The sequence below is a fragment of the Indolivaga capnocytophagoides DSM 22835 genome, assembly GCF_000426485.1.
Classification (GTDB): domain Bacteria; phylum Bacteroidota; class Bacteroidia; order Bacteroidales; family Dysgonomonadaceae; genus Dysgonomonas_A; species Dysgonomonas_A capnocytophagoides.
Map to the genome: position 1 here is coordinate 275,728 of NZ_AUFL01000004.1, position 18,749 is coordinate 294,476.

Below are 18,749 nucleotides of genomic sequence, written 5' to 3' on the forward strand. Positions count from 1 at the left end.
TATTAATCAACAAGTTCTTCACTACCCATATTTTCCGAGGTTGCAACTTCGGCTTTACGAGTCGGCCAGCTGGTAATTACATTTGGCAGAACAACAGCTTTAGCCATATTTTCCTCAAGATACTTTTCCGATTCAGGTATCTGTCCTTTGAGATATTTGGTCAACATTAGTTTAGCAATGGGTACTGCAAAACGTGCTCCAAATCCTGCATTTTCAACTAAAACAGCTATTGCCACTTTCGGATGATCAACGGGTGCAAAACCCATGAACCAAGAGTGATCCCGCCCATGAGGGTTTTCGGCTGTACCGGTCTTCCCTCCTACAGGAATATCTTGTATGGCAGCCCCCCGGCAAGTACCTGCCGTTACAGCTTTTGCCATACCATCAACAATGGTTAGGTATTTATCTGTAGATGCCTTGGTATATCTTTTTTCAACAAATTCCTTCTTTAAGGGTTGGTCTTGAATTTTTCGAACAATATGAGGTGCAATATAATAACCTCTGTTTGCAATAGTTGCACCTAAGTTTGCCACTTGCAAAGGTGTTGCTAAAACTTCGCCTTGACCAATTGCTATCGAAATCACATTCTGAGCATACCACTTGTTGGTTTTGAATGCTTTTGTATAAAACTGGCTGTTAGGAATAAAGCCCCTTTTTTCGGAAGGAAGGTCAACTCCTAATTTATACCCAAATCCCATAGAAACCAGATAATCTTTCCATGTATCGAAAGCCTCACTGATATTTGCATATTTTTTACGGTTGCTCAACATTGCATTCAATCCATAGCAAAAATAAGAGTTACAAGATGTTGCTATAGCCGGAGCCAAAGCCAAAGGAGATGCATGTCCGTGGCATTTGGGACGTCCTCCTCCCGGAGGATAGCCATGAGCGCACGAGTACATCGTTTCGGGGGTTATGATACCTTCTTGCAAAAAAGTCAATCCCTGAGTCGTTTTAAATGTTGATCCCGGAGGATATGTACCTTGTATTGCCCTATTGAATAGAGGTTTTGATGTATTTTGCTCTAATAGTTTATAATTCGCACTGAAATCACGTCCTAATAATGTGGATGGATTGTACGTCGGGGCAGTTACAAGGCATAAGATTTCTCCGGTCTCCGGTTCTATCATCACAATAGCACCTATTTTGTTCTGCATCAGGTATTCACCATAAGCCTGCAAATCAATATCTATAGAAAGTTGCAGGTTTTTACCTGATACGGGAGCTTTATCGTGCATTCCGTCTTCGTATTTACCTTTGATTCTACCATGTGCATCACGAAGTAAAATTTCAACACCTTTTTCTCCTCGGAGTATATTTTCATATGAATTTTCAAGACCCGATTTACCTGCATAATCACCACGAGCATAATAAGGATCTTCTTCAAGTGTCGATCTTCCCACTTCAGCTACATATCCTAGTACATGAGCCGCATTCACATAATTATATTGACGTAAAGCCCTATTTTGGATATAGAATCCGGGAAACTTGTATAATTTTTCCTGAAACAAACCATATTCACGTACATTCAGCTGCGTCATGAATGTCTGCATTGTGTACGAAGAGTACCCTGGATTGAGACGACGGTCTTTCACATCATCAAACTTTTTCAATAATTGTTCTTTAGTCAGTCCCAATATATTGCAAAAATCAACAGTGTCGAAAGGTGCCACTTCTCTGGGAATATAAACGATATCATACATCGGTTGATTATATACCAACAGCTTGTCGTGCCTGTCAGAAATAGTACCTCTGGCAGGATATAAAGTTTTTTTAAAGAAGGCATTACTGTCTGCCGAATCTTTATATTCGTGTTTTACTATTTGAAGATTGAATAACTGACATATCAAGGCAACCACAATTATAATAACTATGGCAGAAATTGTATAAAATCTTTTTTCTGAACTTAATTGATTGTCTTGCTTACTCATGTTTTCTTCTCTTTACCGAAAAACCTTCAATAGCGTAGATGAGTATAGTTGTAAATACTGTACTTGACAATATGCGTAGTACAATAATTGCAGGGTTAAAATATGAGAAGCTATTAAGTGATATCAATATTGCATGATGTATAAAAACTCCTACAAAGGCATACTTCATAAAGGCAAAACCCAGATTATCCAAACTGGGGACAAAATTTTCAAAGTCTTCCCTTTCGAAAAATAACCGTTGTATTGGCAAACATACAAATGCAAGCAATACTGATGCTGCGGCATTCACTCCTAATGTATTACAAAAAACATCAATACAAATACCTAATAAGAACCCTAAAAATATGAGTAAGTTACGGTTTGTGCCCAATGGCATCTTCAGTATAAAATAAATATATAGAAGAGGTGTTGCATATCCCATAAAAGATATATGGTTAAGCACCAATACCTGTATCAGTATCAGCATAACGAACAATATGAGTTGCTTCAACCAATTACTTGTCATTTTCTGTTATTTCTTTTTCAAGTTTGGAGAGTTCGTCTCTGTTTTCATTCTTTATGATCAGCACATCTTTCAAAGAGCTAAAATCTGTAGATAACCGTACTTTCAATACCAAGAAATTATCATCGCTCTGCCCCTTTGAACTTTCTACAACGCCAACCATTATACCTTCGGGAAAAATACCTGAGTATCCACTAGTGATAATTGTATCTCCGACCTCAAATTTTTCGAATCGGGGAAAACCTTCGAGGCTGGCATATCTGTAATCCTGAGCGTCCCATGTAAGAGTCCCGGGAATATTCGATCCTTTAACTTTACAACTCAATGCTGTCTTAGGATTGATAATTGGCTGTATCAGAGAGTAATTATCAGATACTGTCCGCACAATACCAACTATACCCTGCTGTGATATAACTCCCATATCTGAATGCAAGCCATTCTTACTCCCCCCGTTGATGGTTATATAATTTTTTACCTGAGAGATACTATTGTTTATAACCCTCCCTATAATATAATCATAGTGCTTGTGAGGCAATGAATCTTGCAGAACGGCATTAGTCTTAATACTATCTGTACTCATTTTGTGGATATAACTTTCGAGTACTAAAACACGGTTCTGCAACTCTGCATTTTTAGATAATAAATCCTGATTTGTTTCTTTTAGTCCGAAATAGGATATGACATGTCCGGAAACATCATAAACTCTTCCAACAATTTCGTTCGAAGAGTTTAGATATATGCTTCTTTGAAAAGAATTATAATTAAATATGAAATAAAAACAGACTACCTCGAGGGATATAAAAACAAACCACGAACTGTTTTTAATCAAGAAGGCGACTAAGTTACGCATGTATAATTATCAAGCCTTTGCACTCTCTCAAATGCACAAATATAAATGTAATAAGTATAATCCTAATCCGATTATCTCATTAAGAAATTGAATTTCTCAATATTATTAAGGGCAATACCTGTGCCTTTTGCAACAGCATGCAAAGGATCTTCAGCTACATAAAAAGGAATACCTATTTTATCGGAGAACCTCTTGCTCAATCCTCTCAGCAATGCACCACCACCGGTCAGATATATACCGTTCTTAACGATATCGGCATACAATTCGGGCGGAGTCTGTTCCAAAGCACTAAGAATAGCCGAGTCCATTTTTGATATAGACTTATCCAGACAATGTGCCATCTCCTGATATGAGATAGGTATATCCATAGGCAGAGAAGTCATTCTGTTAGGGCCGTGTACAATAAAATCTTCAGGCTCTTCATTTTCCGCAAGTTCGGTTAGAGCCGATCCTACAGCTATTTTAATTTGTTCAGCAGTACGTTCTCCTACTTTGATATTATGTTGACGACTCATATATTCCTGAATATCCTCAGTAAGGTCGTCTCCTGCAATCTTGATAGATTTATTAGACACAATACCTCCGAGTGAGATAACTGCAATTTCAGTTGTACCCCCGCCTATATCAACAATCATATTTCCTTCGGGAGCTTCAACGTCAAGACCGATACCAAGGGCAGCTGCCATCGGTTCATATATCATATAAACGTCACGTCCTCCGGCATGTTCTGCAGAGTCACGAATTGCACGAATCTCAACTTCGGTACTTCCCGATGGGATACATACAACGATCCGTAAAGATGGGGAGAATAACCTGTTTTTATTGTTGATCATTTTGATCATACCTCTGATCATATGCTCGGCTGCTGTAAAATCGGCAATCACACCATCTCTCAATGGCCGTATTGTACGTATATTTTCGTGAGTCTTACCATGCATCTGGCGGGCTTTATCTCCGACCGCTATCACCTTATCGGTTTTACGTTCGAGAGCAACAACAGACGGTTCGTCAACAACTATTTTTCCGTCTTTTATAATGATGGTGTTGGCAGTACCAAGGTCCATCGCTATTTCTTGAGTAAAGGAAAACAATCCCATGTTTATTTTTTTCTTTTAAAGCATTAAATAATCAGTGTTTGAAATGACGAATACCTGTCATCACCATCGAAATGTCATGTTCATTACAATATTCGACAGATAAATCGTCTTTAATAGACCCTCCCGGTTGAATTACAGCTGTGACACCTTCGTTTCCTGCTATTTCCACACAATCGGGAAACGGAAAGAATGCATCGGATGCCATAACCGCACCTTGCAGGTCAAATCCGAATGAGTGAGCTTTTTCAATTGCTTGCCTCAAGGCATCGACTCTCGATGTTTGTCCGGTACCTCCAGCGAGCAACTGATTGTCTTTTACTAATATTATAGCATTTGATTTTGTATGCTTTACCAGTTTATTAGCAAACAACAAATCAGCAAGCTCAGTACCTTGTAATTGACGGTTTGTTATCAATTTCAGATCAACTTCAGTTTGAATACTTAGATCCTTATCCTGAACCAACACTCCATTCAGTAACGAACGGAATTGTTTTGTTCCGGATAACTCTTTCTTCTGCACCAAGATAATACGATTTTTCTTTTGTTCCAAAATATCTAATGCATCCGCATCATATGCAGGTGCGATAATTATTTCGAAAAAGATTGTATTTATCTCTTCTGCTGCAGCTCTATCAACTTTCCTGTTAGTGACAATAATACCTCCGAATGCCGAAACCGGATCAGCAGACAAAGCTGCTTTCCATGCTTCTAACACAGAGCTTCGGGATGCGATTCCGCAAGCATTATTGTGTTTTAGAATAGCCAATGTTGTATCTTCAAATTCACTTATCAGAGAAACAGCTGCATCTACATCCAACAAATTATTGTATGATATTTCGCGACCATGCAATTGCTCAAACAGTGCATCGAAGTCTCCATAAAAAGCACCTTTCTGATGTGGATTTTCACCGTAACGCAATGTCTTTAAGTTATCTTCTGCTTTACGGAATGCCGAATCTTCTTCTTTATCCATATAACTGAAAATAGCCGAATCGTATCCTGAAGATACGGCGAATGCCTCTTTTGCAAACCATTTGCGGTCTTGCAAGTCTGACTGTCCTTCTTTTTCGTTCAACAAATCAGCCAGAGCTGTATATTGTTTTTTAGATGGAACAATTATAACATCATTGTAATTTTTAGCTGCAGCCCTTATCAAAGAAATACCGCCTATATCAATCTTTTCGATAATATCTTCTTCCGATGCTCCTGATGCTACAGTTTCTTCAAACGGATAAAGGTCAACAATTACCAAATCTATATCAATAATGTTATACGCTTTCTTTTGTTTTACATCTTCCTGCAGATCTCTCCTGTTCAGAATTCCTCCGAATATTTTCGGGTGAAGGGTTTTTACACGTCCTCCAAAAATGGAAGGATATTCGGTTAATTCTTCCACCGGAGTACATTCAAATCCTAACGATTTGATAAAATCACGGGTTCCCCCAGTTGATATAAATTGTACACCTAGCGTATTCAATTTTTTCAGGATTTCGTCCAACCCATCTTTATGGAAGACAGAGATTAATGCAGTTTTAATTTTTTTCGAAGAAGACATAATGAATTGTATAACTTTAATGGCTAACAAAGGTATAAAATCTATTTAGATAGTAAGATTCCCTAACAAAATAATTTTCTCTATTTTATACTTGTTTATGAAAAAAAACAGCTCTTATAGCAAGACCTGCTATAAGAGCTGTTTAATATGATATTTTTATTAAAATTCTTTAACTTCCCAACCTAGTGCACTTGCTCCTAATACAGCAGCATCACTTTCTTTCAGTTCAGACATTAATAACTTTACTTTGTTTCTGAATATAGGCAGCATACTTTCTTCCATATGGCGTTTTACCGGGTTAAAAATCAAACTTCCGGCTTTAGTTAAACCTCCAAACAAAATTATAGCTTCGGGGCTTGAAAATGCTACGAAGTCAGCAAACGCTTCTCCTAATATCTGGCCTGTGTATTCAAAAATTTCTTTCGCTAAGGTATCACCTTGTTGAGCAGCTTCGGCTACATCTTTTGATGTTATTTCATCTATATTGACATTGCGAAGTATACTTTCGTCTTTGCGTGATGTCAAAAACTCTTTTGCGGTACGTGCAACACCTGTAGCTGAAGTATATGTTTCAAGACAGCCTTTACGTCCACAACCACATAAACGACCGTTAGTACGTCGTATTGTAGTATGTCCTAGTTCGCCGGCAAAACCGTCATGACCATATACCAATTGACCGTTTACAACAATACCGCTACCAACACCTGTTCCCAGAGTTATGACAATAAAGTCTTTCATTCCACGTGCTGCACCGTATGTCATCTCACCGATAGCAGCTGCATTAGCATCGTTTGTCAGTGATACTGGTACTTTTATACGGTCAGATAACATCTGAGCTAAAGGAATTAGACCTTTCCAAGGCAGGTTTGGAGCAAATTCGATACAACCTGTAAAAAAGTTTCCGTTAGGAGCTCCTACCCCGATTCCTTTTATATTATCTGCACCTCCAACCTGATCTATAACTTCTTGCAAAGCAGAAGACAAGTTGGTTACGTATTCATTTATTTCTTTGTGTGCGGCTGTTTTGATAGAACCCTGAGCTATTATGTGCCCTCTCTTATCCACTACACCAAAGACTGTATTAGTACCACCGATATCAATACCAATTGCATATGGTTTTTCCATGATAAACTTTATATTATAATTCAACAATGACTGGTTTCTGTTTCATCTAATTTTGGCACCTCTGATAGTCCTATCTTTAAAGAATGAATTTGTGATGTGGTATCAATTATTGGTTTTCGCCAAAAAAACGTACAAATATAATTTTTTATTTGTTATGTATGAAGTATTCAGCTATCATAAATCGTATATTTTCTATTCTTTAAAATAGGTATTTAACACTTTTTTAGCAGCGATAAACGAACTGATCTGTGAATTTAAAACCTGATACTCGCAATTTTTCAGTTCGGACTGAACTTCGGGGTTATTGTAAAATTTCGATTTTAATTGTTCGTTTATTGTTTCATACATCCAATATTTCGACTGTTCGTTACGGCGGTGGTTGAAGTATCCGTTTTTATGTGTAAAGTTAACATAGTCGTCTACCATATCCCATATTTCTTTTATGCCGGTGCCATAATATCCGGAATATAACAGAACTTTTGGAGACCATCCCGACTCGGGTAGTGGAAATAAATGAAGAGCATTGCGAAAATGTGCCTGAGCCAGTTTTGCTTTCTCCAGATTATCACCATCTGCTTTGTTGATAATAATACCGTCGGCCATCTCCATTATTCCTCTTTTGATACCCTGCAGTTCATCACCTGTTCCTGCGAGCTGTATAAGAAGAAAGAAGTCGACCATAGAGTGTACAGCGGTTTCCGATTGTCCGACTCCAACTGTTTCAATAATAATTTTATTGTATCCGGCAGCTTCGCACAGAATAATGGTTTCCCTGGTTTTGCGGGCAACTCCACCCAGAGAGCCAGCTGATGGTGAAGGTCGTATAAATGCATTTTTTGCTACACTCAGCCTTTCCATACGGGTTTTATCACCAAGTATACTTCCTTTCGAAACCTCACTTGATGGGTCTATTGCCAAAACAGCCAATTTATCATTTGGGTTATTTTCAAGCAAATACATTCCGAATGAGTCTATCGAGGTACTTTTTCCGGCCCCTGGAACTCCGGTTAAGCCTACTCGCAACGAGTTTCCGGAATAAGGCAGGCATTTTTCTATTATTTCCTGTGCTGTACTCTGATGTTCGTATTTCGAACTCTCCACCAATGTCACAGCCTGACTCAGCAAAGAGATATTTCCTTTGAGAATTCCTTCAACGTACTCATTCACCGTATATGTTTTCTTCTTAAAACGCTTGAAGTCTTTCATATATGGATTTATCATGGGTTTATCTGATGTTCCTTCATTCACCTGCAGTGCATGAAATTCGTGGTCGTTTTCGGGATGTTCCATAATAAAATTCTATTTTGTTGTATAAAAAAAATCGGTCTCAGACCTTAAAGATAGGACAAAAATAAAAAAGACTGAAAAAGTTTAACACCTTATTCAGCCTTTAATTATGTTTTAAGGTCTCAGACCTTTGTAATGCTCTCGTTGCGAGATTGTATCTTCTGAAAATTATTTACGGGGCAATACTTCACCTTTTATAGTTAAGGTATAAACTACATCCGCTTCATTTGTAAATACAGTTATACGCTTGTCGAAACTTCCGATACGTCCGGTTGTAGAATAAGTCACTTTCACCACGCCTTTTTTTCCGGGCAGTACAGGATCTTTTGTATAAGAAGGTGTAGTGCAACCACAACTTGTTCTTATATCTTGTATAATCAATGGTTTCTTTCCTGTATTTGTGAATTGGAATTCGCAGGTTACCGAACCAACTTCTTCCGCAACTTTCCCGAAATCATGACTTAATGATGTAAATTTAGCTGATCCACCATCCTGAGCCATCAGGCATGTAAGGCTTACAACCATAGCTATTAACAATAAGCTAATTTTTTTCATAATTCAGTGTTTATTAGTTAGAATACTGCGCAAAGTTATAAATATTAGCTTAAACAGTATAATTTTTTAATTTTATTTAGATATATCTTTCTTATAAACATTTTTATAGATGGTGTCTCTGACCGTTTCGAAATTTGCAGGAAACCCTAAATCACGATAACTCAGCATTTTCATAGGAATACTGTCAAATCCTTCAATATATGGAGGTTGTGCATACTCCATATCCCATATATCAAAACCATTTTTCTTGTAAAAATTATATCTTCTTTCGGCAAAATCCGATGATTCGGGAAGTTCTATCTCTCCAACCAATGGTAATGTCGTTTCAGTAAATAATGCCTTAAGAGATTTAGTTCCCGAGCCGCCGTTACGCTGTTCGGGGCTGATAGCAAAATGTTCTATGAACAAAAAAGTTTCAAAATCCCATAAAGTGATGAATCCAACTCTTACCTCGTCTTCATTTACCAGCAGATAAACAGTAAAGCGATTGTCATCCTCTATAATATGATGTAATTCCAAAACAGGACGGCGCTCATTTGCAGGAAAGCTCTCTATATATAGCTTCTCTACAAATTCCAAATCCGATTTATTATTAATTGTAACTCTACGTAAAATCATCGTTTCTTTTATTTTAAGGTTACAGACCTAATTGACTAAGCGAAGTTTCGTCATTTATAATTATTCCCATATATTTAGTGAGAGAAAACAGGTTCAATATTTTCCTTCACTTCGTTAATTTAATTAGACTGCTGTCCGATTGATCCTGAAAGAACTACTTCTTTCATCGATCCATCATCACATTTTATTATACGTCCATGAAATTTTTGTACAATAGCATAATTATGTGTCGACATAATTACAGTAGTTCCTTTCTGTGAAATCTCGTGCAATAACTTTACTATTTGTGTACCTGTCTCCGGATCCAAATTACCGGTAGGCTCATCGGCTAGTATAAGATCGGGAGAGTTCAGTAGTGCCCGTGCTATTACAATACGTTGCTGTTCACCTCCTGATAACTCATGGGGCATTTTGTAGCCTTTGTTTTGCATGCCTACCTGAGTCAATACTTCACGTATCCTGTTATCAATGGCATCCTGACTGTCCCAGCCTGTTGCTTTAAGTACAAATTCGAGATTTTTCTCTGCCGATCGGTCTATCAATAGTTGAAAATCCTGAAATACAATACCTATTTTCCTTCTGAGAAAAGGTATTTCTTTTCGTTTCATTGTATTCAGACAATAGTCAAGGATATATCCGTCTCCACTATTAATAGGAACTTCATGATACAAGCTTTTCAGAAAAGTACTTTTTCCTGATCCTACTTTTCCAATCAGATATACAAAGTCTCCTCCTGAAATCTGAACATTCAGATCTTGCAATATAGGATTGCCGTCACGGCTAATTCCTACTCCTTTGTAATCAACGATAACACTGCTCATCGGCTTTATTTTTTATGTCTCTTTTGAAGCTCTCTTGATAAATCTTCAATACTCAAACCTTTTGAGGTAAGCAGTACTATTAAATGATATAGCATATCCGCCGATTCGTAAATCAGGCGTTCGTCTGTTCCGTTACATGCCTCTATCACCGATTCGATAGCTTCTTCCCCGACCTTCTGTGCCATACGGTTTACTCCCGATTGAAACAGTGATGTGGTATATGATCCCTCAGGCATTTCCTGATGACGCTTTTCGATGAAATGCTGTAAGTATTTGAAGAACATGATGTCTTCTTTATTTTCTTCTTTAAAGCAAGTGTCATCTCCGGTATGGCAAACAGGCCCTACTGGGTTGACCTTGATAAGCAGGGTGTCTTTATCACAATCTTCCTGTATGCTTATAACATGAAGAAAATTACCGCTCTCCTCACCTTTCGTCCACAGACGTTGTTTGGTACGGCTAAAGAAAGTCACCTTTCCTGTTTCCTGAGTTTTAGTTAATGCTTCCTGATTCATATAACCAAGCATCAACACCTTATTTGTTTCGTTATCTTGTATGATGGCAGGAATTAAACCATCTACTTTATCAAAATCCAAATTCATCTGGTTTGTATATTTTAGGTACTCAACCTTTGTGTTCTATATCTCTCTTATCTAACAATAAAAGGCACAAAAAGATCACAACTGCCGTTTTATCTTACATTAATACCTTCCGTACGAAGATACTGTTTTAAATCTTTAATTGCAATTTCTCCGAAATGAAATACGCTGGCAGCCAGAGCCGCATCGGCTTTTCCGTCAATAAAAACATCTTTAAAATGCTCCATATTGCCTGCTCCACCTGATGCTATTATCGGAATATTTAATGATTCGGATAATTTGCATAAAGCTTCATTGGCATATCCCTGCTTTACTCCGTCATGATTCATGCTGGTGAAAAGAATTTCGCCCGCTCCCCTGTCTTCAACTTCTTTAGCCCACAGAAACAGTTCTTTGTCCGTAATATTGCGTCCTCCGCTTGTGTAGCACATCCATTTGCCTGCATCAAAACGGGCATCTATAGCACATACACACACCTGCGAACCAAAATTACCTGCAATCTGATCTATGATTTGAGGATTACGTAACGCTGTTGAATTGACCGACACTTTATCCGCTCCTGCACTTAACAGGCGGTCAACATCTGTCAATTCGTTTATACCTCCGCCGACGGTAAATGGTATACTGATATTCAGTGCAATTCGCTTCACCAGATCAGTGAAGGTTTTCCTTCCTTCGTGAGTTGCTGTTATATCCAGAAAAACCAGTTCGTCAGCACCTTCATTGCTATATTTGACAGCCAGCTCCACAGGATCACCCGCATCTCTTAGGTTCACAAAATTAATGCCTTTGACAGTAGTACCATCTTTAATATCAAGACAAGGTATAATTCTTTTAGCAAGCATATTGTATTGTTTATGCCGATGCAGAAATATTATTCAAGACAAAATTTCCGCACCGGATAATCATTCTTATTTTCTGTTTTGTATCTCAACCAGATCTTTCAGGCTGATTTTATTTTCATAAATGGCTTTACCCATAATAATAGCAGGTACACCTGCAGCTTCGAGGTGCAATATATCTTCTTTGCAAGACACTCCCCCACTGGCAATCAAGTATACTTCGGGTATCTGATTAAGTATCTGTTTGTATAAATCAACAGCAGGCCCTGCAAGCATTCCATCCTTAGAAATGTCGGTACATACTACTTTCTTTACACCATATTGGATGTAATTGGCAATATAAGGAACAACAGCAAGGCTTGTGGCTTCCTGCCATCCCGACACAGCTATTTGATGATTTTTGCTGTCAGCTCCTAATATAATTCTGTCACCTCCGTATTTTTCTACCCACGACACAAATAGTTTGCGGTTCTTAGCAGCAACACTTCCCCCCGTAACCATTGCAGCTCCGGCTTCGAATGCTATATCGATATCTTTATCACTTTGAATACCACCACCAAAATCAATAACCAGAGATGTATGCGTAGCAATATCTTCCAATACCTTATGGTTAATTACATGTTTGGCTTTGGCTCCATCAAGGTCTACCAGGTGTACTCTATGAATACCGGCATCCTCGAATTGTTTTGCAACTTCCAAAGGATTCTCGTTGTAAATGGTTTTAGTATTGTAGTCGCCTTGCGACAAACGCACGCATTTACCATCGATAATATCGATAGCCGGAATTATTTCTATCATAACTTTAGGAAATTAGTTAATATTTGTTCGCCAACACTTCCGCTCTTTTCGGGGTGAAACTGTGTAGCATAAAAATTGTCTTTATGAAGTGCCGCACTGAATGGCTGTATATAGTCGGTAGTAGCGGTCGTATAAGTATTAACGGGTACATAAAAGCTATGTACAAAGTAAACATACTGATCTTCGAGGGAAATATCAAATAAAGGTGTTTTTACATCTTTGATTGTGTTCCAGCCCATGTGAGGGATTTTATCCTCGTGTCTCTCGGATATGAAACGTTTTACATCCGTATCAAATATATTCAGACAGCGGGCATCTCCTTCTTCCGAATGAGAGCACATCAACTGCATACCGAGACAGATACCCAATACCGGCTGTTTCAGACTCCGTATAAGAGTATCCAGTTGGTTTTTGCGAAGGTAATCCATAGTAGTACTGGCCTCTCCTACTCCCGGAAATATTACTTTGTCGGCTTTAGCTATGAGTTCTTTGTCATCCGACACAACAGCATCAACCCCTAAACGTTTCATTGCAGAGTCTACCGAAAATATATTCCCTGCATTATATTTTATAATAACAATACCCATTCGTTTGCGAGTGCTTATTCTTGTAACAAATTATCAAGGACTTTTACCATTTGCGAAAATTCCTCCGGATCATATAGTCTTGTTAACATAACTATTTTTCCATCTTTACCGATTATAACATTACGTGTTATGCCTGCGTCTTTTTCGGCATATAATTCAAAGATACCGGCTTTGGGATCTAGTCCGATCGGATAAGTTACTCCTGTCTTTTTTGCAAAGGCCAAAACTGTTTCAGCCGGCTCATCTCTGTCTATACCATAAAGAGCAAACGCAGGGTTTGATTTATGTTTCTGCCAGATGTCAGACTCTATAAAGGGCATCTCTTTACGGCAAACACCACACCAACTTGCTGTGAATTGCAACATAACGACTTTACCTTTCAGATCCGAAAGTTTAACAACCGAACCATCGGGTAATGTCATTGTAAAGTCCGGAGCTGTATCTCCGACCTTCACCAGATATTTGCGGTCGGCCTCTTCCTGAGCAAAAAGACTACCGAACACCGATATTAAAAGAGTAAATATTATAATAGTCCGTTTCATTTTTATATCACTTATTTAAAAGATAATTACGATACTTAAAAGCAAAAGGTAAAGCTGCTAATGAACCTAATGTATCTGCAAGAAAATCGAACCAGTCTCCTGAACGGGGCGGAAAATAATTTTGCTGCAGAATCTCAATCAGACCACCGTACAATATGGGGCAGACAAATGCATAAAATAATAATTTGCCAATATGTATATGTCCCTGTTTTGCATGAATGTAATTCAGAGCCGTAGCCCCAGATAATCCTAAATACATTAAGAAATGAACTATCTTATCGGTGGGGATCAAAAAGTCGAATTGGACTTCGGGAATGTCCCTCGGTGGGATAAAACAGCATAAATATAAGATCACAAATGATATAACCACAGGAACACTCGCATATCTTAAAATAGAATAACGCTTCATCTATTACCTTTTTGTAAATTAAGCAAATGAAAGTATATCATTAAATACTTTCAAGTTATAATAAGCTTAGGCTCTTATATTAGCCAAAGTAATAAATAGGTCTGCAACCTTAAAAGTCTCAGACTTTTTTATTGACTTTCTTAATGTGATAGCAATATCATAGTGTGCCTCAAACAGGCAACCTCAAATTCTTACTATTACTTAAATAATACAAAGATGCTACAAATTATTGATATTTACATATAAATAATAACAGTTTTCATATCTGTTTACTGTATTTTTGCAGTCCAAAACTTTTTAGGCTATTACATTGTTTAAACGTGCAGAATGTAAAGCCGCAGATCTTTTTATGGCTTTAGTAAGTAGTAAAAAGGTCTGAAACCATAGGATTTTTAGGTATGTTACCAGAAGAAAGTAACGAATTGAATATCTCACCCAAGTTACCATGGCTTGCCGCAATGGCCATGTTTATGCAATCACTTGATGGTACAATTCTCAATACAGCACTGCCGACCATAGCTATCGACCTGCATCACTCTCAACTATCCATGCAGGCTGTAGTAGTTAGTTATGCCCTTACCCTGGCATTGCTGATACCGGTTAGTGGTTGGTTGTCGGACAAATACGGGACTAAACGCATTTTTAGTATTGCTGTATTTTTATTCACATTAGGCTCATTGGCATGTGCTATATCGACCACATTCAATCAGCTTGTTGCATCACGTGTTCTACAAGCTATCGGCGGTTCTATGATGGTTCCGGTATCTAGGCTTGCTTTGATATATGCTTATCCAAAAAATAAATTGCTGGGAGTTATAAACTTTGTAACAATGCCCGGATTGGTAGGGCCATTACTCGGTCCACTACTTGGAGGCTGGCTTGTAGATGTGGCATCATGGCATTGGATATTCCTTATAAATATACCTATTGGTATAGCCGGACTGATATTTACACAATACGTTATGCCCAACTTTACAAGAGGGGGGAAACGCTTCGATCTGATAGGCTTTATTTTATTTTCGGGTGGATTGATAGCTCTCTCCTTAGCTCTCGAATCCGGTGACGGAGGTAATATAAACTGGAAATCACTCGGTATTATACTGTTTTTGGCAGCCCTGTTCGGCACATTATATATATTATATGCCAAACGGGTAAACAACCCGATTATAAATCTCAATTTATTTAAGATACGAACACTAAGGATAGGTCTGATAGGTAACCTTTGTACACGCTTAGGAATTGGCAGTTTACCTTTTCTTCTTCCTCAGATGTTGCAGATAGCATTTTTGAGAAGTTCTACCGAATCGGGGCTTTTAATGATGGCTTCGGCAGTCACTACTATATTCGCAAAATCGCAGGTTATACCTTTAGTTAAACGGTTTGGGTACAAAAAAGTACTTATCACCAATACAGTAATACTGGCAATTGTGATATCAATGTTTGCCCTACCTGATAAATCCACACCGATATTCTTATTGATACCCGTTTTGTTTGTATATGGAGCTATAAACTCTATCCAAATGTCGTCAATGAATACTATTTCGCTGGCTGATCTCACCCCCGAAGTTGCCAGCGGAGGTAATAGTATGCTGGCTATCACTCAACAATTATCGATTAGTTTCGGAGTATCGGTAGGAGCTATGATACTTCGCTCAACTGAGTCGGCATCGTGGCTTACAGACGGTGATATAGGACTATCTTTTAAATACACTTTTATTATATTAGGTGTTATTACACTATTATCAGCTGGAATATTTGCCCGATTAAAGAAAACAGACGGAGACGATATGTCCGGTCATAAGTAAGATTTTTATAAACATAAAAAAGACGGGTAAATATTTTCTTATTTATCCGTCTTTTTATATACATTATCTTTGTTTTACCTCACAGTGAAAACAATATTCATAAAAGCATCGTAATTCGGAAGGTTGTTGACGGTATAACTCAATACTCCAGTATTGCTTATTGCTGCTACCGTTATGCATGGATCGGTGTAAGTAACATAATAGTTGAGTTGATTGACTGCAAAAAATGGGATACTATTATTTGCGCCTGCACTTTTGATCTTTGGAGCCGAAAATCCGGTATTATATATACTGTATAAATCAAGGGTCTGCACTCCTGTCAATAAATTGCCTGATCCATCTGATGTCGGGATATTTACTGATGGCATATAAAAAAAGTGTCGATTATATAATGTAAGACATGTCCAGGCATATGTACCGGGGTTAGATCGAGTATCTTTGTATTGCGATATACATTTCAAGTCAGTATCATAGACTATCAGGCTCGGTGCAGGACTCGATATAGCTAACTTCTGAGCATTAGTTATACGTGGGATAAGTAAACCTTTATCATTATTGTATGTATCTATTTCGAGTACAGCTGAAGCATGCGGTGTATCGGTATTTATTCCGATCTGTGCTGATAGCTTCATAATCGCCATAAGCAGCAATATAAATGTAATTGAATGTTTCATTGTTGTTTTGAATTTAGCAGATCTGAACGGGTCATACGGTTGGTTTTGAGAGTACAGTTAACTATATTGGCTGTCATGGTGATAGCGGTAAGTTTAGTTCCATCAGCTTTGTACGGTGTTATTTCGATGGTATATATGCCGGCATTATTGTACGAATACACCTGCGAATATTTACTTTGGGAAGCATTAACTGTTTGTGTTATTTTGGCTGAACCATCGCCGAAATACCATTCAAGTTTATCAGGAGCATTACCTCCGGACAGATCGACCTCTACACTGTAAGTCCTGTTATGCGATGTACAGGCAAAGGGTTGTTCTTTAGGTATAATACGAATAAATCCGGCGGCAAAAGTCGGTAAACCCAGATATGCACTATTTTTCAGATAATTCGGAAAATATTTCATCGTTGTGCCTCCTGCATCAGGGTTCATTATAACATATAAGTGTTTTGTAGCATTAGCAGATCCGGCACTATTGGTTCGTATTCCATACAATCGTCCATCTATTCCAGGCTTGATATTACTGGGGCCATAGGCCAAGAAAGTAGATGCAGTACCTGCTCTGAGTTTTGCCCATGTATTTACATAAACTTGTATACTGTTATTATATCCACTTGATATATAGATATATTGATTATTCGGAGAAAATGTTCCCGAATATGTCAGTATGGGCAATGTTTGTGTCTGTATCCCCGAAATAAGTCCGGTAGAAGGATTAAAGACTGCCGATATAACCTGACATCCTGCCCAGTTAAATGATGCCAGCTTGGTATAATCAGAAGAAACGATAAGCTCTCCGAGATACACGGTTCCGCTTGAAACAATCGCAGAACTTGCTATGGTTTGATGCGCAGTTGATGATATTCCGGTTTCGGTGATTGCCCAAACATAAAATGTTTGCAGGGTACGATGTATCAACCAATAATCCTTTCCATTAGAATTGGGTACAGCTGCAATATTTTCATACACAGCTCCACTTTTTATGACATTATTTTTAGATGTAACGGCTCCCAATCCTGCATTTTTAGAAATATCTACAATAGAATATCTGATACCGTTCGGATATGCTGTATAGTCTTGAGGTACAGTTATTATATAATATTCTGTTGTACTTCCGGGTTTAGGAACTGCAATACCCGATTGAGTGGAGGACGGACCACCTAGCAAACCTGTACCATTACTCATTACATTACCATTCTTATCATAAACCGTAGAGCCATCTGACGAAAATAGTAAGTTTCCATTGTATGTAGAAACCGTAAAACAACCCTCGGATGTAGATAAAGGGCCGACTATTGCTTCGGGCATATTAGGCACAACAGTACCATCGCTAGCCGTAGCATTATTTAATGAGTTAAAGTTCAAACCTGCCTTGTATCCGAAATGCCACCAGCTTGTTTCTTTCTGAGCCATTACATTTAAGTAGCAAAGCACAGATAGTGAAAGTATTATTATTTTTTTCATTTTTTCTTACTAGATTGAAATTGACCTTATTTTAGTACAAATACAACAGTCATAAATGAATCATAATCCGATTCGGCTTTTATGTCATAAGTCATTACACCGTTATTATCGATGGACACATTGTCAAGTACATCGGTGTCATAATTGGTTATATAATAATAAAGATCTGTCCGGTTTGTAAAATAAGGAATATTCGCAGGTGCGGACGGATTTTTCTTCGGTGCGGTAAACTGAGTCTTATACTTATCATACAGATCAATAGTCTTGCCTGTTACCACGGAAGATGCATCGACAGCGATGGTGGGCATATAGAAAAATCCGTTCTGAGCATCTTTTGCCGATAAACAAACCCACACAGGAGAAGTTGTTGTTCCGGCATTCTGAGCAATACATTTCAAAGTAGTATCATATACAAGCAAGCCTTCGGCGGGAGTTGCGATAGCTATTTTTTGTACAGTAGTCATTCGTGGAATCAATATTCCTTTGTTTGTACTTTCTATATCCAGTGCGGCACTGGCATTCGGGGTACTTGTGTTTATCCCGACTTGAGCTTGTAAAGTTGCTATGCTGATAAAGCATAACGTCCATAAAATAATCTTTTTCATTGTTGTTTTTATTTAGAGTTGTTTCTTTTGTACATGTTTCTTTTGCTGTTGAAAATTTAAATAACATCGGGGTGCACTCTCTGC

Annotated in this window: 19 protein-coding genes and 1 pseudogene; 1 reads left to right on the forward strand and 19 read right to left on the reverse strand. The window is 38.0% G+C overall.

The genetic code is table 11. From position 1 onward, the window contains the following. Window positions 1–2: 2 nt before the first annotated feature. From mrdA to K322_RS0101280, 16 genes and pseudogenes are all read right to left on the reverse strand, one after another. Window positions 3–1,931, reverse strand: coding sequence for a penicillin-binding protein 2 (gene mrdA / locus K322_RS18275; protein ID WP_051290543.1), 1,929 nt, complete (start codon window positions 1,929–1,931; stop codon window positions 3–5). Then, window positions 1,924–2,436, reverse strand: a complete 513-nt coding sequence (gene mreD, locus K322_RS0101210) for a rod shape-determining protein MreD (RefSeq protein WP_026625217.1) — start codon at window positions 2,434–2,436, stop codon at window positions 1,924–1,926. The genes mrdA and mreD overlap by 8 nt, the downstream gene beginning before the upstream one ends. Next, on the reverse strand, window positions 2,426–3,283 hold the full coding sequence (mreC, locus tag K322_RS0101215; RefSeq protein ID WP_026625218.1) for a rod shape-determining protein MreC: 858 nt from the start codon (window positions 3,281–3,283) through the stop codon (window positions 2,426–2,428). Before mreC ends, mreD begins: the two co-directional genes overlap by 11 nt. A 71-nt stretch (window positions 3,284–3,354) precedes the next feature. Further along, complete coding sequence (locus K322_RS0101220; RefSeq protein ID WP_026625219.1) at window positions 3,355–4,380, reverse strand: rod shape-determining protein; 1,026 nt, start codon at window positions 4,378–4,380, stop codon at window positions 3,355–3,357. A gap of 31 nt (window positions 4,381–4,411) precedes the next feature. After that, the gene (gene purH, locus K322_RS0101225) at window positions 4,412–5,935 is read right to left on the reverse strand and encodes a bifunctional phosphoribosylaminoimidazolecarboxamide formyltransferase/IMP cyclohydrolase (RefSeq protein WP_026625220.1); all 1,524 of its coding nucleotides are present in this window, start codon (window positions 5,933–5,935) and stop codon (window positions 4,412–4,414) included. A gap of 159 nt (window positions 5,936–6,094) precedes the next feature. Further along, the gene (locus K322_RS0101230; protein WP_026625221.1) at window positions 6,095–7,060 is read right to left on the reverse strand and encodes an ROK family protein; all 966 of its coding nucleotides are present in this window, start codon (window positions 7,058–7,060) and stop codon (window positions 6,095–6,097) included. 192 nt (window positions 7,061–7,252) lie between these two features. Continuing rightward, window positions 7,253–8,350, reverse strand: a complete 1,098-nt coding sequence (gene meaB / locus K322_RS0101235; RefSeq protein WP_026625222.1) for a methylmalonyl Co-A mutase-associated GTPase MeaB — start codon at window positions 8,348–8,350, stop codon at window positions 7,253–7,255. 165 nt (window positions 8,351–8,515) lie between these two features. Continuing rightward, window positions 8,516–8,902: a DUF1573 domain-containing protein gene (locus K322_RS0101240; protein WP_026625223.1), complete on the reverse strand. Its 387-nt coding sequence runs from the start codon at window positions 8,900–8,902 to the stop codon at window positions 8,516–8,518. A gap of 72 nt (window positions 8,903–8,974) precedes the next feature. Continuing rightward, window positions 8,975–9,520 carry a GNAT family N-acetyltransferase gene (locus tag K322_RS0101245; RefSeq protein WP_026625224.1) on the reverse strand — a complete coding sequence of 182 codons (546 nt, stop codon included), beginning with the start codon at window positions 9,518–9,520 and terminating at the stop codon, window positions 8,975–8,977. A 119-nt stretch (window positions 9,521–9,639) separates the two neighbouring features. Further along, on the reverse strand, window positions 9,640–10,341 hold the full coding sequence (locus K322_RS18280; RefSeq protein WP_035331010.1) for a cell division ATP-binding protein FtsE: 702 nt from the start codon (window positions 10,339–10,341) through the stop codon (window positions 9,640–9,642). Window positions 10,342–10,346: 5 nt separating this feature from the next. Continuing rightward, a pseudogene (gene hisIE, locus K322_RS0101255) lies at window positions 10,347–10,946 on the reverse strand (bifunctional phosphoribosyl-AMP cyclohydrolase/phosphoribosyl-ATP diphosphatase HisIE); the annotation flags it as partial. Between the two features lie 86 nt (window positions 10,947–11,032). Next, entirely contained in the window at window positions 11,033–11,785 is a 753-nt protein-coding gene (gene hisF / locus K322_RS0101260; protein ID WP_026625226.1) for an imidazole glycerol phosphate synthase subunit HisF, read from the reverse strand. A 66-nt stretch (window positions 11,786–11,851) separates the two neighbouring features. Further along, window positions 11,852–12,580, reverse strand: a complete 729-nt coding sequence (hisA, locus tag K322_RS0101265; protein WP_026625227.1) for a 1-(5-phosphoribosyl)-5-[(5-phosphoribosylamino)methylideneamino]imidazole-4-carboxamide isomerase — start codon at window positions 12,578–12,580, stop codon at window positions 11,852–11,854. Further along, entirely contained in the window at window positions 12,577–13,167 is a 591-nt protein-coding gene (hisH, locus tag K322_RS0101270; protein ID WP_026625228.1) for an imidazole glycerol phosphate synthase subunit HisH, read from the reverse strand. Before hisH ends, hisA begins: the two co-directional genes overlap by 4 nt. A 14-nt stretch (window positions 13,168–13,181) precedes the next feature. Continuing rightward, window positions 13,182–13,709, reverse strand: a complete 528-nt coding sequence (locus tag K322_RS0101275) for a TlpA family protein disulfide reductase (protein WP_026625229.1) — start codon at window positions 13,707–13,709, stop codon at window positions 13,182–13,184. Between the two features lie 7 nt (window positions 13,710–13,716). Next, window positions 13,717–14,118 carry a VanZ family protein gene (locus K322_RS0101280; protein ID WP_026625230.1) on the reverse strand — a complete coding sequence of 134 codons (402 nt, stop codon included), beginning with the start codon at window positions 14,116–14,118 and terminating at the stop codon, window positions 13,717–13,719. Between the two features lie 398 nt (window positions 14,119–14,516). Between K322_RS0101280 and K322_RS0101285 the strand changes: the two genes are divergently transcribed. Further along, complete coding sequence (locus K322_RS0101285; protein ID WP_051290544.1) at window positions 14,517–15,923, forward strand: DHA2 family efflux MFS transporter permease subunit; 1,407 nt, start codon at window positions 14,517–14,519, stop codon at window positions 15,921–15,923. A 74-nt stretch (window positions 15,924–15,997) separates the two neighbouring features. On the opposite strand, the gene K322_RS0101290 is transcribed toward K322_RS0101285, so the two are convergent. Genes K322_RS0101290 through K322_RS0101300 form a run of 3 tightly spaced genes read right to left on the reverse strand, consistent with a single transcriptional unit; the run spans window position 15,998 to window position 18,665 of the window. After that, the gene (locus tag K322_RS0101290; RefSeq protein ID WP_026625232.1) at window positions 15,998–16,597 is read right to left on the reverse strand and encodes a hypothetical protein; all 600 of its coding nucleotides are present in this window, start codon (window positions 16,595–16,597) and stop codon (window positions 15,998–16,000) included. After that, a complete protein-coding gene (locus tag K322_RS0101295) occupies window positions 16,594–18,060 on the reverse strand; it encodes a hypothetical protein (RefSeq protein ID WP_157279364.1) in 1,467 nt (488 codons plus the stop codon). Before K322_RS0101295 ends, K322_RS0101290 begins: the two co-directional genes overlap by 4 nt. A gap of 26 nt (window positions 18,061–18,086) precedes the next feature. Further along, window positions 18,087–18,665, reverse strand: a complete 579-nt coding sequence (locus tag K322_RS0101300) for a hypothetical protein (protein WP_026625234.1) — start codon at window positions 18,663–18,665, stop codon at window positions 18,087–18,089. Window positions 18,666–18,749 lie beyond the last annotated feature (84 nt).

Coding starts and splice junctions, on each gene's coding strand:
- mrdA (WP_051290543.1), bottom strand. CDS start 1,931: ATGAGTAAGCAAGACAATCAATTAAGTTCAGAAAAAAGATTTTATACA.
- mreD (WP_026625217.1), bottom strand. CDS start 2,436: ATGACAAGTAATTGGTTGAAGCAACTCATATTGTTCGTTATGCTGATA.
- mreC (WP_026625218.1), bottom strand. CDS start 3,283: ATGCGTAACTTAGTCGCCTTCTTGATTAAAAACAGTTCGTGGTTTGTT.
- K322_RS0101220 (WP_026625219.1), bottom strand. CDS start 4,380: ATGGGATTGTTTTCCTTTACTCAAGAAATAGCGATGGACCTTGGTACT.
- purH (WP_026625220.1), bottom strand. CDS start 5,935: ATGTCTTCTTCGAAAAAAATTAAAACTGCATTAATCTCTGTCTTCCAT.
- K322_RS0101230 (WP_026625221.1), bottom strand. CDS start 7,060: ATGGAAAAACCATATGCAATTGGTATTGATATCGGTGGTACTAATACA.
- meaB (WP_026625222.1), bottom strand. CDS start 8,350: ATGGAACATCCCGAAAACGACCACGAATTTCATGCACTGCAGGTGAAT.
- K322_RS0101240 (WP_026625223.1), bottom strand. CDS start 8,902: ATGAAAAAAATTAGCTTATTGTTAATAGCTATGGTTGTAAGCCTTACA.
- K322_RS0101245 (WP_026625224.1), bottom strand. CDS start 9,520: ATGATTTTACGTAGAGTTACAATTAATAATAAATCGGATTTGGAATTT.
- K322_RS18280 (WP_035331010.1), bottom strand. CDS start 10,341: ATGAGCAGTGTTATCGTTGATTACAAAGGAGTAGGAATTAGCCGTGAC.
- hisF (WP_026625226.1), bottom strand. CDS start 11,785: ATGCTTGCTAAAAGAATTATACCTTGTCTTGATATTAAAGATGGTACT.
- hisA (WP_026625227.1), bottom strand. CDS start 12,580: ATGATAGAAATAATTCCGGCTATCGATATTATCGATGGTAAATGCGTG.
- hisH (WP_026625228.1), bottom strand. CDS start 13,167: ATGGGTATTGTTATTATAAAATATAATGCAGGGAATATATTTTCGGTA.
- K322_RS0101275 (WP_026625229.1), bottom strand. CDS start 13,709: ATGAAACGGACTATTATAATATTTACTCTTTTAATATCGGTGTTCGGT.
- K322_RS0101280 (WP_026625230.1), bottom strand. CDS start 14,118: ATGAAGCGTTATTCTATTTTAAGATATGCGAGTGTTCCTGTGGTTATA.
- K322_RS0101285 (WP_051290544.1), top strand. CDS start 14,517: ATGTTACCAGAAGAAAGTAACGAATTGAATATCTCACCCAAGTTACCA.
- K322_RS0101290 (WP_026625232.1), bottom strand. CDS start 16,597: ATGAAACATTCAATTACATTTATATTGCTGCTTATGGCGATTATGAAG.
- K322_RS0101295 (WP_157279364.1), bottom strand. CDS start 18,060: ATGAAAAAAATAATAATACTTTCACTATCTGTGCTTTGCTACTTAAAT.
- K322_RS0101300 (WP_026625234.1), bottom strand. CDS start 18,665: ATGAAAAAGATTATTTTATGGACGTTATGCTTTATCAGCATAGCAACT.